We start from the raw sequence: 16,153 nt of genomic DNA on the forward strand, positions 1-16,153 counted from the left end.
CCTCCTAGCTTTTTCGCGGGTTTGTCATGGATATCTTTGCCATCTTCACCACAAGGGTCACCGAGGCCCTGCTTGCCGATCACCCCGAACTGGGCGCCGATCTGCTCTCGCGCGTGGTGGTGGAGCCGCCGCGAGACCCTGCTCATGGCGACTTGTCCACAAATGCTGCGATGGTTGTTGCAAAGCACCTCGGCAAGAGTCCACGTGATGTGGCTGCCGCCCTTGCAGAGCGGTTCAAGGTGGATACCGATGTGACATCGGTTGAAGTTGCAGGACCTGGCTTCATCAATTTCCGCCTCGCTACTCCGATCCTGCATCAGGTCCTGCGGTCCATTGCAGCCGAGAAGGAAGGGTTTGGACGCAGTGACATCGGCAAGGGCGAACGCGTTAACGTCGAATACGTGTCGGCAAACCCAACAGGCCCCATGCATGTCGGCCATACCCGCGGTGCGGTGTTCGGCGATGCGCTGTCTTCGCTCATGTCTTATTCTGGCTATGACGTGACGCGCGAATACTACATCAACGACACGGGCGGCCAGACCATCATTCTGGGTCAGTCCGCGCTGCTGCGTTATCGCGAGGCACTCGGCGAGACCATCGAGATTCCGCCCGGCTTTTATCCCGGGGACTACCTCGTGCCTGTCGGCAAAGCTTTGGCGGCGGAGTATGGTCGCCTCCTGCTCGACAAGCCCGAGCAGGAGGCGGTGCTGATTGCCCGAGAGGCGGCGCTCGCTGCCATGATGGAGCTGATCAAGGCCGATCTGGCTCAACTCAATATCCATCATGACGTCTTCTTTTCGGAGCGGACGCTGCATGGCGAGGGCGGCGATATCCAGACGACGCTCGATTGGCTGCGCAAAAAGTGCATGGTCTACGAAGGACGGCTCGAGGCGCCTAAGGGAAAAACTCCCGAAGAATGGGAGGACCGTGAGCAAACCCTTTTCCGGGCGAAGGACTACGGGGACGACACCGATCGTGCGCTGGTCAAGTCCGATGGCTCCTACACCTATTTCGCCGCAGATATCGCGTATCACCGCAACAAGTATCTGCGGGGCTTCAAGCACATGGTCAATGTGCTCGGCGCCGACCATTCCGGATATGTGAAGCGTCTTTCTGCTGCCGTGAAGGCGGTGTCCGAGGGAGAGGCGGATATCGACGTCCGAATCTGCCAGCTCGTCCGACTTCTCAAGAACGGCGAGCCGTTCAAGATGTCCAAGCGGTCCGGTGACCTTGTGACGCTTTCCGACGTCGTGGAGGAGGTGGGCGCCGATGCCACCCGCTTCATGCTGCTGTTCCGCCGCAACGACGCTGCCATGGATTTCGACTTTGCGCTGGTCAAGGAACAGACGCGCGACAATCCCGTCTTCTATGTTCAATATGCCCATGCTCGCGCATGTTCGGTCTTCCGCAAGGCTGCCGAAGAGGTGCCCGGCCTCGATACGGGTGCAGCAGCGCTGGCATCGGCAGATGTGGAGGTTCTGACCTCATCTGCCGACCTCGAGCTCATCCGGCTCCTCGCTTCCTGGCCAAGGACGGTAGCAGCAGCCACAATTGCGCATGAACCGCATCGCATCGCGTTCTTCGTGCATGAACTGGCAGCCGCATTCCACGGCTTCTGGGCAAAGGGCAAGGATGATAGCTCTCTACGGTTTGTTAACCAGGCTGATCCAAAGCTGACTTTGGCTCGACTCGCGCTCGTGGATGCCGTACGCCAAGTGATCCGCAATGGGCTTGGAATACTGGGGGTCTCCGCGCCCGAAGAACTTTCATAATTCGGGCGCATTAGTGTGAAAAACCGCGGCAAACTCCCCGGTGGAGGGCATTGCAGCATTCTTTAGGGGCGCTGGCTCACGATGACAGCGAAACCGAACCACATGGCAGGACAGACTGATAGCGCTGACGATCTGATCGCCGAGCTGGCCAAACTGATGGCTGAAGACGCGCAGACGGAGAAGCCCAAGCGCGAACCCCCTGCAGCCGTCCGCATTCCGGGCGGCGATGCTCCTGCAAGTGCGGCGCCTCCGGTCCAATCGGAGGCACCTGTACGCCCTGTTCGTATTCCGGGCGGCGACCCCACGCCACGTGCTACAAGCGAGGCGCCCATACCGCGCCCGCAGAACCCTGCCCCTTCGCCGCAACGGTCTGAACCGCAAGCCTTCGAAGCGGAACGATCGGCGGTGCGTAAGAGCGAAGATCGTCCAGCTGCGTCATTGGCAGAGCGAGTCGAGCCTGCTTTCGGCATGCCTTCTGCGGGAATTGCTTCCGCCCCTACGCCAAGCGCACAACCGCAACAGGTTGCGCCGAGCGCGCCTGTTGCCGTGGCGCCGCAGAGCCAGCCCGCGACGCCTGCTTCCGTCGAGGTCTCTGAGGTAGACGAAGCGCTCCCGGATCTCGATGGCGACAGTCTTGCCGATCTGATCGCAGCAGAACTCGCCGTCTCGTCGGAAACCATCGTTTCGAACGAAGCAAGTGACATCCCGGCCGCAGCGCTTGATGTCAGCGATGAGATTCCGGGCGATGCCTTACCACGCGAAGTCGACGCTTTCGGCGTACCTCCCGTGTTTGGCCTTGGCTCCGGCAAGCCGCAACACACTCAACCTGCTCCCGCGCCTGTTGATCCGCTGCCTGAACCTCCAGTTGCGTCAGTCGCTCCTAAGGTGGAAGTTGCATCGGCGGCAAAGCCCGAAGCAGATATCGATCCGCTTGAGGAGATCGAACGGCTTATTGGACCTGCTGCACACATCCAGACGACGGCGCCGAGCCCGGCTCTGCGTAGCCTGGCCACCCCGACACTGCCGCAGAAGCAGCCTCCGGCTGCTGCCATTCCCACTCAATCCCGAGTGCAGGTCAACTCGGTGGAAGAGGCGATACTGTCCGCCGCTGCCACTAGTGGCGCAAGAGTGGAGTGGGTCGAGCCAGCAATCTCCGCCAGCCTCGGTCAGGATGAACCGGATGTCGCCCCTCGCGCGCCGCGTCGTTCGATGTTCGGCATGAGGAGGTCTGTGGCGGGGCCCTTGGTCGCAACGCTGATGCTGGCGGTGGCTGCCGTCGGGCTTTATGCGGTGCTTGGCCTTGGCGGGCAGTCCGATGATGGCCCTGCCCCTCTTCTGGCGGCAGATGCTAATCCGATCAAGGACATTCCAGAACCCGCGACCGAGCCCTCCGCGGCTACGCAGTCGGTGGTGTTCAACGAGATCTCCGGCGTTGATCGCGGTGCCGACGAGCAGATCGTTTCGCGCGATCAATCCGATGTCGAGGAAGTGGCCCAGGTCGCCTCGTCGGATCTTAGCCAGGACGGCCTGGTGAACCGGAAGGTGCGCACTGTCACAGTTCGCCCAGACGGAACAATTGTCAGTGGCAATGACAGCCTGGCCGGTTCTGCCATGTTGCCTGTCGACCGGCCGCAGGTCCCCGATGTGCCTGGCGCTGACTTTTCGACGCCAGAGCTGATTGCCAATGCTAACGCAGAGGCAACAGCAAGCGCGCTCGAGCCCAATCCAATCGCCAATACCGCGCCAGTTGTCCAGCCCGGTTCCACCGTTCCTGCCGTGGATTTGTCGGGGGCCGCGATATCCGGGCTCATGGCTCCAGTGCCGCTGACCCGACCGACGACTTTCGCGCCACAGTCGGCAGCGACGACGCCAACAACGCCTGCGACCACTCAACCCGTAGCCTCAACTCCTGCTGCTGCAGCACCGGTTCAAGTGGCTACGGCGCCGCCGGCGCAGCCAGGCTCGTCTGCTGCCAACACTGCGCCCGCTTATGTGCAGCTGTCATCGCAGCGTACAGAAGAAGCGGCGCGGCAGTCAGCTCTGGATATTGCCTCTCGCTTTGGCTCGCTATTCAACGGTGTCAGTCTCGAAGTGCAGCGAGTGGACCTTGGCGATCGTGGAATTTTCTATCGCGTTCGCGTCCCAGCCGATTCAATTCAGAGCGCCAACACGATCTGTTCGAACGTGAAGGCGAACGGCGGCGACTGCTTCACCCTCTAAGCCAGCAGCATCCGCATCAACAACAAAGGGCGGCCAAGTGGCCGCCCTTTATGATTTTGGGTGTTGCAATCAGAAATCAGCAAATTGTGGCGCAATAGATTGCGCCAGTGCTGCTGCATCAGCCCGATCCTGAGGCTGAGCGATAGAAGACGCTCGATTGAGCAACTCATCCACCTGCGCCTGATCGGATGTCCCGCGGCACCGATCATGCGACAGATTGAGCCACATCAGTCCTTCGATCGGCTGAGCTTCGATCCCTTCGATGCCGTTGAACAGCATATCGCCGAGCCGCGCCTGGGCCAGGCAGTGTCCCTTGCGTGCCGCCAGCGACAACCACCGGGCGCTCTGCAAGGGACTGTTCCCAAGGCCATCATCCTGCAGGTAAAGCAGCCCTACCCGATATTGAGCATCCGCATCACCGAAATAGGTGGCGGCATGCAACAAGAGAGCATGTGACCGCTGAACGTCAGCCGGAATGCCTGCATCCGGAACGCCCTTGCGGTAGTAGTCACCCATCTTGACGAAAGACTGGGCCACAATATCGGACTCAACTCCACGCGGCGCCGCATCGGCGTGCTGATTGGCAATCTGGGCGAAATAGCCGAACGCCTTGGCGGGGTCTTTGGCGACACCCTCGCCATTCTCGTACATCGTGCCGAGCTGCCACATAGCCATGGGCTGCCCTGCAGCGGCTGCATTCTCCAACGCGGAGAGATAAGCATCGCCAGACACGCCGCCCCCGGCCCCATCCAGCATATTTGCCAGATCGAGTGCCGCGTCAGCTGCGGTTTGCGCCTGAACGGGTGCAGCCATCAACAAGATGGACATAGCGATTCCAGTCGCCGCGGATGCCAGGGAAAATGCCGGCGCTTTCCGCATGGTACTCCTTTTGCCCAAGAAACTCAGGGCCGATGCTACAAATGTCTGCTGCGTATTCGCGAAGCCTGGGGATTGTCCCTCAACGGCCCGGCGAGGAAAAGCGAAGTGTAAAGAACTGGTAAACGCGCATTGCGGCAGCATTTCAGCCAAAACCATTCCATCGGCGGCGGCCTGAGCGTTTTCGGCTGGAGCAAACGCTCCCAGACATCTATCAGAAACTCGCATGCGCACGACGTCACCAAATCCGCGGAATACCCGCTCATTCCAGCAGTCCGGCGCGATCCGAACAGACGTGGTCTCTACTCACATGCGAAGAGACCAGCGACTGCCGACACCCGCCCCCGAATGCCTAGTCATCTCGTTTAGGTTCAGATTGTGGCGGGAAACATCATCAAAGTATTGATGCGTCAGAGCTCCGCGGTGAATCGCGTCTGTTGTTGCTGAATCGTCACAGGAAGTATTCTGTACCCGCGCAAGAGCATCGTGGTGTCAAATCTCGAACGACCTGGCTGACAGCAAGCGACCTCTAGAACCAGCGGCGTTTGTGCATCCAGACCGCGAGTCCGCCCCCGATCGCGACAAGCAGAATGCAGATAATCCAAAAAGCCGTGCCGTTTTCGGCCAGCGGTATGCCGCCGACATTCATACCCAGAAGACCGGTGATCAGCGTAAGCGGAGAAAAAATGACCGTGACTGCGGCGAGCAGCAACATGGCCCTGTTCATCTGTTCGGCCCGATCGTCAATCATCTCTTCGTGCACAAGAACGGCGCGCTCGGAGAGGGCCTGCAGTTCATCCCCGATCCTGGCGGTCCTCATCGCAGCATCGCGGAGCCTTAACCGATCGCGATCGGAAAAAAAGGACAGGTCTTCAATCTCCAGAGTATTCAGCGCGTCCCGCTGAGGCCAAACAAGCCTGCGAAAGCTTATCAGGGTGCGCCTCAACTGCTCCAGATTATCTTGAGCTTTTTCGGTCCGCTGGGTGATCAGAGCTTCTTCGACAGCATCCAACCGCTCGCCCAGCATTTCGATGAGTGGTTCCAGACGATCGGTTGCGCGAAGCGCTAGCCGCGCAATGAGATCTGCAGGGGAAACTGGCGCATGCGCAGGCTGCTCCCATTTGGCTAAACCCAGGAAGTCGAGAATGTTCAGTTCCGATGCGATAATCACACGGAACTGCTCGATCCAAATGGTCAGGAATTGACGGCCCACATCGTTGGGGGCTGCGCCCGGACGCACGATGCGCAGCATGACTATGGCGCGGTCGTCCATCACCGTACATCGCGCACGCGACGTGGGTGCGGTCAGCATCCCGGAATTGAATTCCCCAAGTTCGTTCCGGAGCCAGAGCTTGAACTCGGGGGACTTCGAATTGCCCACGACCAGCTTAAAACCGCCCGGTGGAAGCGTTGGTAGAGGCTTGTCAGGTTCGTGCCGGCGCATACCGCCGACACCATCGAATACGAGTACCGCACCAACGCCAACCAGACCGTTCTGGATAGCCTTTTCGGTCGGTCCACGCGGCGCATCCATTCGGATCAGCTCAGGCGCTTCAGAGCGTCGAGGATACGAGACCGGCGTTCGCTAGCCGCTTCCCTGCGCGTTTTTTGCTCCTCGATCACCTCTTCGGGTGCCTTGGCGACGAATTGCTCGTTGCCGAGTTTTTTGTCGATCTGGCTTATTTCAGCATCAAGCTTTGCGACTTCCTTTTCAAGCCGAGCTTTTTCGACGGTGAGATCGATCACCCCTGCGAGCGGCAGCGCGAAGGTAGAATCGCCGACCACGAACTGAGCGGATTCACCGGGCACCTGTGCCTGAGGGGAAATCTCCTCCAGTCGCGCAAGACGGGTGATCAAAGAAGTTCCCGCCACCAGGCGCGCTAGTGTCTGCTCGCCTGCACCTGTAACCACGAGTTGCAGCTTGGCACTTGCCGGCACATTCATCTCCGCGCGCACGGAGCGGACGTTGGAAATGACGTCGATCAGCCACGCGAGCTCGGCATCGGCCTCGGGGTTCTCCAGGCCTTCGAAGCTTGGCCATTCGGTAGTGATCAACTGCGATTGACGCTGCGGGCCGAACTTGCCTGTTTCGGCCCAAAGCTCTTCGGTCACGAACGGCATCATCGGATGAAGCATGATCAGGATCTGATCAAGAGCCCAGGCTGCGGTAGCGCGAGTTTCGCTCTTGGCCGCTTCATCTTCACCGTTGAAGACAGGCTTGGCGAATTCTACGTACCAATCGCAGAACGTACCCCAGACGAAATCGTAGGCGCTGTTTGCCGCTTCGTTGAACTTGTAGTCCTCGATGCCCTGACGCACGGAAGCGAGTGCTCTGACGGTTGAGCCGACGATCCAGCGATTCAGCGGTAGTGTGTTGGCGCTCGGCTCATAACCCGCGATACGCCGGCATTCGTTCATCTCGAGGAAGCGCGCAGCATTCCAGAGCTTTGTAACGAAGTTGCGGTAACCTTCAACGCGCGCAATGGCGAGTTTGAGGTCCCTGCCCTGCGCTGCCATGGCGGCAAGGGTGAAGCGGGTTGCATCGGCGCCGTACTGATCAACGAGCTTGAGAGGATCGATGACGTTCCCCTTGGTCTTGCTCATCTTCTGGCCCTTCTCGTCACGAACAAGGGCATGCATGTAGACGGTGTCGAAGGGTTCCTTATCGAGGAACTCGAGGCCCATCATCATCATTCTAGCCACCCAGAAGAAGATGATGTCAAAGCCGGTCACCAGAACATTGGTGGGATAGTAGCGCTTGAGCTCCGGCGTTTCATCGGGCCATCCGAGGGTCGAAAACGGCCAGAGGGCGGACGAGAACCAGGTGTCGAGAACATCGGGGTCACGCGTCAGCTCGACCGGGCGCCCATAATGCTCTTCGGCTGCGGCCTTGGCCTCGGCTTCGTCATAGGCAACGAACGCCTCGTTGTCGGGGCCGTACCAAGCAGGGATCTGATGTCCCCACCACAATTGCCGTGAAATGCACCATGGCTTGATGTTTTCGAGCCAGGCGAAATAGGTGTTTTCGTACTGCTGAGGCACGAACTTGGTCCGCCCTTCGCGCACGGAGGCAAGCGCAGGTTGCGCCAGAACGTCCGCCTTTACCCACCACTGATCGGTCAGGAACGGCTCGATGACGACAAGCTTTGACTTTTCGTCATGCGGCACCATGATCTTTTTGTCTTCGATGTGATGGAGCCCGCGGGTGGGGTTATCCTCCGCCAGCGCAGTCAGGTCGGCAATAATGGCTTTGCGCGCTTCGAAGCGATCAAGCCCCCGATAAGCCTTGGGAACGAAATCTGCATCGATGACGGTGCCGCGGGTCGTAAAGACGTTGATGGGTTCGACACCGGCTCTCGCGCCGACTTCGAAATCGTTGAAGTCATGGGCCGGTGTGATCTTGACCGCGCCGGTGCCGAGGGCCGGATCAGCGTATTCATCGGCTACAACTGGAATACGGCGACCGACTAGCGGGAGTTCGACGAACTTGCCGACAAGCGAGCTGTAGCGCTCGTCTTCCGGGTGAACCGCAACGGCAACGTCGCCGAGCATGGTTTCTGGGCGGGTGGTTGCCACAATGATGTAGTCACGGGTTTCCTCGCCCGTAACATTGCCTTCCTCATCCTTGATCGGGAACTGGTAGGTCACGCCATCTGCCAGTGGATAGCGCAGGTGCCACATGTGGCCTTTGACCTCGATGTTCTCGACTTCAAGGTCGGAGATCGCGGTTTCAAGTCCAGGATGCCAGTTAACGAGCCGCTTGGCGCGATAGATCAGTCCGCGCTTGTGCAGCTCGACGAACACCTTGGTCACCGCGCGCACCATCTGGTCGTCCGCCTGCCCGCGATCACCCATGGTGAAGCGTTCGCGAGAGAAGTCAGCGGAAGCGCCGAGACGCTTGAGCTGGTTCATGATCGTGCCGCCGCTTTCGGCCTTCCACTCCCAGACCCGCTCGATAAACTTGTCGCGCCCCATCGAGCGGCGATCCATCTGCTTTTCCGCAAGCTGGCGCTCGACAATCATCTGCGTCGCGATACCAGCATGGTCCGTGCCAGGTTGCCAAAGAACGTCCTTTTTCAGCATGCGGTTGAACCGGACGAGGATATCCTGGATGGTGTTGTTCAGCGCGTGGCCAATGTGGAGCGAACCGGTTACATTCGGCGGCGGAATGACGATGGTGAAGGTTTCGGCGCCCGGCTTGGCCCCAGCACCAGCTGCAAAGGCATTGGCCTCAAGCCAAGCATCGTAGATGCGGCTTTCGACGGCAGCGGGCTCATAGGTCTTTTCAAGCATGGGTCACTCGCAACAGCACAGACCCGCCAGGCATGACATGGCGGGTCACAGACAAAGTAAGCATCTTCAAGCAAATGCCTGTCGCAGGGTCAACTGCGATGGAGCAGGAAAAGCATCCTGCTCCAGAGCAGGGATCAGTCGCCGCGAGCAACGCGCGCGATTTCCTTTTCCACCATGCGCTCCACGACAGACGGCAGATTTTCGTCGAGCCACTCCTTGAGCATGGGACGCAGCATGTCGCGCACCATGGATTCGATGGTGACGCTGCCATTGCCGAGGCTTGGCGAGGCGACCACACCGATACCAGCAGCATTCAGCTTGCCCATCGAGCCGCGTATTGCAGCCTTGGTGGTGGATTCAAGCAGACCCTCTGCCAGATCGGTGCTCAGGTTGGCGTCTGGCATGGGCGATACAGAAGCAATGGAGGACCGCTCGACGCTGGATGTTTCCGAGGAAACATGGTCATCAAAAGAACGTACAGCAGAAAGCACGGGGGCAGCCTCGATTTCAGGTTCAGGAACAGGTTCGACATCCGGTTGAGCCGATTGAGGCTCGCTGTCGAACTCGGGCAGCGCGGCAGCGAAAGGCTGAGGTTCGGGCTCAATCTCCGCTTCGTCTGCGCTGAAGTCAACGTCGTCAGGGATCAGGAGTGCCGGTTCCTCAATTTGGGCAGCTTCGCTCTGGGCGTCGGCCAGAAGAGCTTCGAAGCCCATATCTGCTGAAGCTTCTGCCTGAGGCACGATCTGGAGAGCCGAAAGGGCGAGCGGCTCGTTATCAGTGTCATCGTCGTCATCTGACAACGAGGAAACGCACGCGGCTTCCATCGGATCAGGGGCGACCTGCAGCGAGGGGCGGCGTGGCGCAGCACCTTCGTCATCATCGGCGATAATCTGCCGAATGGAGGACAGAATCTCATCCATGGAGGGTTCTTTGGCAGCCGGCTTGTTCATAAGTGCCTCTTAAAACTCATGCGCGACGCACAGGGGACAGATCCGCACGCTGCCAACCCCGATTCGTTACCTGCAGATTAACGCTTTCCTTAGACAAGAGGAATTCGCAGACGGACAGAACGTTCGACATCCACAAAAAGTTGTAGCCGGGACAAGCCCGGCCACAACACATGGTTCCCGATTGGCGCAGATTATTCCGCTACGGTGCGCAATTCCTGCCACACATCTTCGACCGTTTGTGTGTAATTCACGGCCGACTTTATTTCGACCGGCAGGCCAAGATCCTGCGCCGTCAGACGCCCCATTGCCGAAAGCAGAGAGAAGGTCGCGATGACCTTGCTGGTCGACGCGTTGATCAGGGTCTCCCGCGCACTGGTTAGTTCAGCCTGGGCATTGAGAACGTCGAGCGTTGTACGGGTGCCGAGGTCTCGCTCCTGGATCACACCCTCCACCACCGTGGAGCCTGCCTGAACAGCAGCATTGGCCGCCTGGATTTGGGCATCGGCTGACTGGATGCCTGCCCAGGCGGAAATCACGGCCTCGCGCACCTGATCATAGGTGGACATGGCTTCGACTTCAGTCTTGATCTGCTCGAGATTGGCTTTGCGCACACCAGCACCGATCGCCCCGCCGGCGTAGATCGGCACCGTAACCTGGAAGCCAAGAGACGCGCTCAGCACATTCGAGCCATTCGGATTCGCCGTACCCTGCGACCAACGGTTGCCTGCCTGACCTGTGACTGTAGCAGTGGGTCCAAATTCGGCTTCAGCAGCGTCGCTGCCTGCCTGCGCGGCGCGAATGGCCGCCTTGGAAATCATGATCGCAGGGTGACCGACCTCCGCTTCAGCCAAAGCAGAATCAATGGATCCCGGGATCAATCGTGCGTAGTTGTGCGAGGAGTCGAGTTGCTGCGGACGGACGCCTACAAGGCGCTGGAAAGTCGCTTGGCTCACTTCAAGCTGACTGAGTGCCGCGCGATATGCGGCGTCACCCTGGGCCAAACGCGCCTGCGCCTGTGCCACGTCGATGCGCGTGCCCTCGCCCACATCCAGCCTGTCTTGTGCGGACTGTGCCTGAGCCTGGAAGAAGTTGTTGTTCTCCTGCCGGAGAGCAACCAGCTGGCGTCCGCTGAGAACATCCATATAGGCTTGCACAACAGAGAGCAGCACATTCTGCTCCGAATTGGCGATCTGATATTCAGCCAGTTCGGCAGCTGCACGTGCCTGCTCGATCTGAGCTTCCGTCCGGAAATTGTCAAACACGGTGTGATTATAAGAAATACCGGCCTGCAATTGCGACTCGTCACCAAACCGACCTGCAGCCAGGCTCCAGCTCTGGTTGCCGCTCACCGAAGCGCCAATCGTTGGCAGCTTGCGCGACTGAGCCTGAACGATGTTCTCTGCAGACGACTTGGCATTGAGCAGGGCAGCTTGCAGATCAGGCGCATGATCATAAGCTGCGGTCAGCGCCTGAGTGATCGACTGGGCCTGCGCAGCGCCGATGGCAGAGGTGGCCAATAATAGGGCAAGACCGCTCGCCTTGATCAGCTTTTTCAAGATGTGTACCCCGCCTTCAGACTCTATAACACTAACGCTCGGCACAAAGATCGACAACCAACCGTACAATGCCGTTCAAACTTTAACGTATGCTTCCTCGCCAGCGTGGCTGATCGGCAACAACCGACCACGCGCTAGAAAACGAATTCCTGTGCTGGAACCGATGTCCGGAGCCGCGGCATGGTCGCATCAAATTCTGACGCGAACATTACGCCGCCACTGTCTTGCCGGAATACCTGCACATTCGCGACGCCGGACCGTAGTACCGGCACAACGAGCCGGCCATTCGGCTCAAGAAGCGCTATCAGTTCATCTGGCCGACAATCCAGCGCGCCCTGCACCAGGATCACGTTGAAACTCTCGCCCTTCACGGCGTCCAACCAGCCGTCTCGGATTTCCACATTGTCGAGGCCGAGTTCAACAACGTGCTGGCGCGCTGTGGCGGCCAAGCTGGCATCTTCTTCAAGGGCCACCACGTGTCGCGCCATATGAGACAGGACCGCGCTCGAATAGCCACTTGCCGTGCCCACATCAAGAACCCGGTCCAAGCTGCTGATTTCAGCAAGCTGGATCATGCGCGCTGCATGCACGGGCGACAGAATGAAGCGTCCACCCTCCAGCGGCTGGAGATCGTCGACATAGGAAACCGGCTCGCGACCTTCCAGGACGAAGCGTTCGCGCGGCACGGCAGTGATGGCGCGCAACACGTTAGCCGTCGTCACCCCAGCCGGGCGCAACTGGGTGTCGATCATAGACAACCTTGCTTGTCGAAAGTCCGTCATCGGCTGCCGCTACCTGCCTGATATGCCGGACGTGAATATAGATCGCGTTGCCCCAAGGCAATATGGCCCGACGCGTTCACAGCACTCTGTGACCGAAATGCACACCGGCGTGTTCGGATATGGAGGCCGCGTCCGGAATCGAACCGGAGTACACGGATTTGCAATCCGCTGCGTAACCACTCCGCCACGCGGCCTCTGGGCGGGTATTTCCGGGGTTTCGCGCGCCGTGTCAAGGCACTGACGCGATCCTGGCAAAGAGCCGTGTGAAAAACCCCGGAAATAGGTCGGCTTAGTAGACGACTACGCTGCGGATGCTCTCGCCAGAATGCATCATGTCGAAACCCTTGTTGATATCCTCGAGACGCAGCGTATGCGTGATCATCGGATCAATCTCGATCTTGCCGTCGAGATACCAGTCCACGATCTTGGGCACATCCGTACGGCCGCGGGCACCGCCAAAGGCAGTTCCCATCCAGTTGCGGCCTGTAACCAGCTGGAACGGGCGCGTGGAGATCTCCTGCCCTGCCCCGGCCACCCCGATCACCACCGACTTGCCCCATCCTCTGTGGCTGGCTTCCAGCGCCTGTCGCATAACCTTGGTGTTACCGGTGCAATCGAAGGTGTAATCGGCACCGCCGATCAGGTCGCCGCGACGCTTGGTCAGATTCACCAGATAGGGCACGATGTCGCCATCGATCTCGGTGGGATTGACGAAATGGGTCATGCCGAAGCGCTCGCCCCATTCCTTCTTAGCATTATTTAGATCAACGCCGATGATCATGTCCGCACCGGCGAGGCGCAGGCCCTGAATGACGTTCAGCCCGATCCCGCCCAGGCCGAACACGACTGCCGTCGAACCGATCTCCACCTTTGCAGTATTGATCACTGCACCTACGCCAGTCGTCACCCCGCAGCCAACATAGCAGACCTTGTCGAAGGCTGCCGCAGGATCGATCTTGGCGACGGCGATCTCCGGGAGAACCGTGAAGTTGGAGAATGTCGAGCAACCCATATAATGGTAGATTGGCTTGCCTTCAAAGCTGAAGCGTGTCGTGCCATCCGGCATTAGGCCCTGACCCTGTGTAGCGCGAATGGCGGTACAAAGATTGGTCTTGCCCGAGCGGCAGGAATAACACTCGCGGCATTCGGGGGTGTAGAGCGGTATGACGTGATCGCCCTTTTTGAGCGAGGTCACACCCGGGCCCACATCGACAACGACGCCCGCGCCCTCGTGACCCAATATAGAGGGAAAGATCCCTTCCGGATCAGCGCCTGAGAGGGTGAAATCATCGGTGTGGCAGATGCCTGTCGCCTTGATCTCGATCAGAACCTCGCCCGCCTTGGGACCATCGAGGTCCACTTCAACGACTTCGAGAGGCTTTCCCGCTTCGAAAGCGACTGCGGCCCGGGTTTTCATGAGGATGCTCCTTCTCAGAATCGGGCGGACGTTACACGTCTGCCAGCGCCAAGGACAACCTCACCGAATCCCGAATATCACAGCTGTCATCCCACGATTGCACCTGGACCCGGCTGGGCACCAGGCGGAACCTTGCCCATGATGATCATACCGAGTACTTCGTCCTTGGTCACATCCTTGGTACGGGCCTGACCAACCACTTGCCCGTTCTTCATCACCACGACCCGGTCCGCCAGGTCGAATACGTCGTGAATATCGTGACTGATCAGGAAAATGCCGATGCCGTCGGCCTTGAGTTGCTTGATCAGCTCACCCACCTGCGCCGTCTCCTGCGGCCCGAGCGCAGCCGTAGGCTCGTCCATGATCAGGATGCGTGCGTTGAAAAGAATGGCGCGGGCGATTGCGACTGACTGGCGCTGACCACCGGAAAGCGCTTTCACCGGCTCCTTGAAGCGTCGGAAATTAGGATTCAAACGCCCCATGACTTCTCGAGCGCGCGACTCCATGGCGGCATCGTCGAGTGTGCCGAGCGGGGTCACCATCTCTCGGCCAAGAAACAGATTGGCCGCTGCGTCGACATTGTCCGCAACAGCGAGCTGCTGATAAATCGTCTCGATACCGTAAGCTTTGGCATCGCGAGGATTGTTGATGACAGCGGGCTCGCCATTGATGCGGATATCGCCAGCATCGCGCTTATAGGCGCCGGACAGGATCTTGATGAGCGTCGATTTGCCCGCGCCATTGTGGCCAAGCAAGCCAACCACCTCGCCAGGCCGGAGGCTGATCGAGGCATGATCGACCGCCTTGATGCCGCCAAAGGCGATGGAGATATCGGTCATTTCGACGAGGGGCGTGCTGGATTCCAGCATGATGTCACTCCCACCCATAAAACTACTGCTTGTTCCGACGGTAGAGCGTGTCGAGCCAAACCGCGAAGACGAGTACGGCGCCCACAACGATCGACTGAAGCGGGCTATCGAGCCCCATCAGCACCATGCCTGATTGCAGCGACTGCATGACAACCGCACCAAGCAAGGCGCCGGCGATAGTTCCGACGCCGCCAGCAAGCGATGTACCGCCGATCACGGCTGCAGCGATGACATAAAGCTCGTCCAGCGTTCCCAAAGCATTTGTGGCGGCGTTGAGGCGCGCGCTTGAGATAGCGGCGGCTATGGCGCAGAGACCGCCCATCAGCATGAAAATCTTCACCGTCACCCAGCGGGTGTTGATACCTGCCAATTCCGCAGCTTCGGGATTGCCGCCCATGGCATAGACATACCTGCCGAAGCGCGTGCGCTTGGACAGAAAGCTCATTGCGAGTCCCACACCGAGCGCGATCAGCACCGGAATGGCGATTCCATGTGAAATGAAGAGTCCGCCTTCTGGCACAGGGATGCCGTTGGCCTCAGCGTAATTTGCGGCAATACGCACCGGCCAGGGATAGGCATTGGCAACCCAGACAGCACCAATCGTAGCTCCGCAGCCGAGAATGGCCAGCGAGAGTTCAGCCCAGAGGGGACGTTGTGGGAAGTTGAAGCGGCGGCGCTGGCGGCGCCCTAGGTAAAGTCCCAGGCCAATGGCGCAACAGGCCGCGGCCGCGACAAGCCAGCTCCAGGTGAAGCCGATGGAGCCAGCAGGGCCGCCGCCGATCAGCTGGAAGGTTGGGTCCATGGGCGCAACGGTGCGGCCCATCGTGACCCACCAGGCAGCGCCGCGCCAAACGAGATAACCGCCAAGTGTCACGATGAACGCGGGAACGCGCAGATAAGCAATGATGGCTCCCTGCAGCCCGCCGATCCCCACACCCACCAGGAGCCCCACAAGCAACGAAAGCACCCAGATCAGCGGGTGTCCAAGACCCAGACCGAGTTGTACGGGCAGGATCTGGGTCTGCATGATGCCCATGACCATGCCAACAACGCCCAGAATGGAGCCCACCGACAGATCGATGTTGCGCGTGACGATCACCAGCACCATGCCCGTGACCATCACCGCAACCGAAGCTGTCTGAACAGACAGGTTCCAGAGGTTCCGCGGCGTCAGGAACAAGCCGCCGGAGAAGATGTTGAACCCCACCCAGATGATGGCCAGCGCGCCGATCATCCCCAGCAGACGGGTGTCCACCTCTGTTGCGATCAGAAAACGCTGCACCGGATTTTGCGTGAAGCTGCTGGGATGAGCAGGCGTAGAAATGGCGTGCTGATCGGCCATTCTGGGTCTCCCGTGAACGCACGTCCCGGCGTTGAGCCGGGACGCAGTTGGTTTGCAGTTCGATTCAAGTTTCGAC

11 protein-coding genes and 1 tRNA gene are annotated in these 16,153 nt (G+C 59.5%); 2 read left to right on the forward strand and 10 right to left on the reverse strand.

The genetic code is table 11. The annotated features are described in order from the left end of the window. The first annotated feature begins 26 nt into the window (after positions 1 to 26). Positions 27 to 1,772 carry an arginine--tRNA ligase gene (argS, locus tag BM364_RS07655; RefSeq protein ID WP_092422994.1) on the forward strand — a complete coding sequence of 582 codons (1,746 nt, stop codon included), beginning with the start codon at positions 27 to 29 and terminating at the stop codon, positions 1,770 to 1,772. An 81-nt stretch (positions 1,773 to 1,853) separates the two neighbouring features. Beyond that, on the forward strand, positions 1,854 to 3,992 hold the full coding sequence (locus tag BM364_RS07660; RefSeq protein WP_139232536.1) for an SPOR domain-containing protein: 2,139 nt from the start codon (positions 1,854 to 1,856) through the stop codon (positions 3,990 to 3,992). A 69-nt stretch (positions 3,993 to 4,061) separates the two neighbouring features. Here the strand turns inward: BM364_RS07660 and BM364_RS07665 are convergent, their stop codons facing one another. From BM364_RS07665 to BM364_RS07710, 10 genes are all read right to left on the reverse strand, one after another. After that, entirely contained in the window at positions 4,062 to 4,820 is a 759-nt protein-coding gene (locus BM364_RS07665) for a tetratricopeptide repeat protein (protein WP_175528510.1), read from the reverse strand. Between the two features lie 577 nt (positions 4,821 to 5,397). Further along, entirely contained in the window at positions 5,398 to 6,402 is a 1,005-nt protein-coding gene (locus BM364_RS07670) for a CorA family divalent cation transporter (RefSeq protein WP_092423000.1), read from the reverse strand. A 5-nt stretch (positions 6,403 to 6,407) separates the two neighbouring features. After that, positions 6,408 to 9,161: a valine--tRNA ligase gene (locus BM364_RS07675; protein ID WP_092423002.1), complete on the reverse strand. Its 2,754-nt coding sequence runs from the start codon at positions 9,159 to 9,161 to the stop codon at positions 6,408 to 6,410. 134 nt (positions 9,162 to 9,295) lie between these two features. Then, positions 9,296 to 10,081 carry a DUF2497 domain-containing protein gene (locus BM364_RS07680; protein ID WP_175528511.1) on the reverse strand — a complete coding sequence of 262 codons (786 nt, stop codon included), beginning with the start codon at positions 10,079 to 10,081 and terminating at the stop codon, positions 9,296 to 9,298. 221 nt (positions 10,082 to 10,302) lie between these two features. Next, positions 10,303 to 11,667 carry a TolC family outer membrane protein gene (locus tag BM364_RS07685; RefSeq protein ID WP_175528512.1) on the reverse strand — a complete coding sequence of 455 codons (1,365 nt, stop codon included), beginning with the start codon at positions 11,665 to 11,667 and terminating at the stop codon, positions 10,303 to 10,305. Positions 11,668 to 11,801: 134 nt separating this feature from the next. Further along, entirely contained in the window at positions 11,802 to 12,419 is a 618-nt protein-coding gene (locus tag BM364_RS07690) for a protein-L-isoaspartate O-methyltransferase family protein (RefSeq protein ID WP_175528513.1), read from the reverse strand. A gap of 150 nt (positions 12,420 to 12,569) precedes the next feature. Further along, a tRNA-Cys gene (locus BM364_RS07695) sits at positions 12,570 to 12,643 on the reverse strand. A gap of 95 nt (positions 12,644 to 12,738) precedes the next feature. Continuing rightward, complete coding sequence (locus tag BM364_RS07700) at positions 12,739 to 13,866, reverse strand: S-(hydroxymethyl)glutathione dehydrogenase/class III alcohol dehydrogenase (protein ID WP_092423010.1); 1,128 nt, start codon at positions 13,864 to 13,866, stop codon at positions 12,739 to 12,741. A gap of 86 nt (positions 13,867 to 13,952) precedes the next feature. Next, the gene (locus BM364_RS07705; RefSeq protein ID WP_092423012.1) at positions 13,953 to 14,735 is read right to left on the reverse strand and encodes an ATP-binding cassette domain-containing protein; all 783 of its coding nucleotides are present in this window, start codon (positions 14,733 to 14,735) and stop codon (positions 13,953 to 13,955) included. A gap of 22 nt (positions 14,736 to 14,757) precedes the next feature. Beyond that, positions 14,758 to 16,077: a sugar ABC transporter permease gene (locus BM364_RS07710; RefSeq protein WP_092423014.1), complete on the reverse strand. Its 1,320-nt coding sequence runs from the start codon at positions 16,075 to 16,077 to the stop codon at positions 14,758 to 14,760. Positions 16,078 to 16,153 lie beyond the last annotated feature (76 nt).

Source organism: Devosia crocina (assembly GCF_900116545.1).
In the GTDB taxonomy this organism is placed as follows: Bacteria; Pseudomonadota; Alphaproteobacteria; order Rhizobiales; family Devosiaceae; genus Devosia; species Devosia crocina.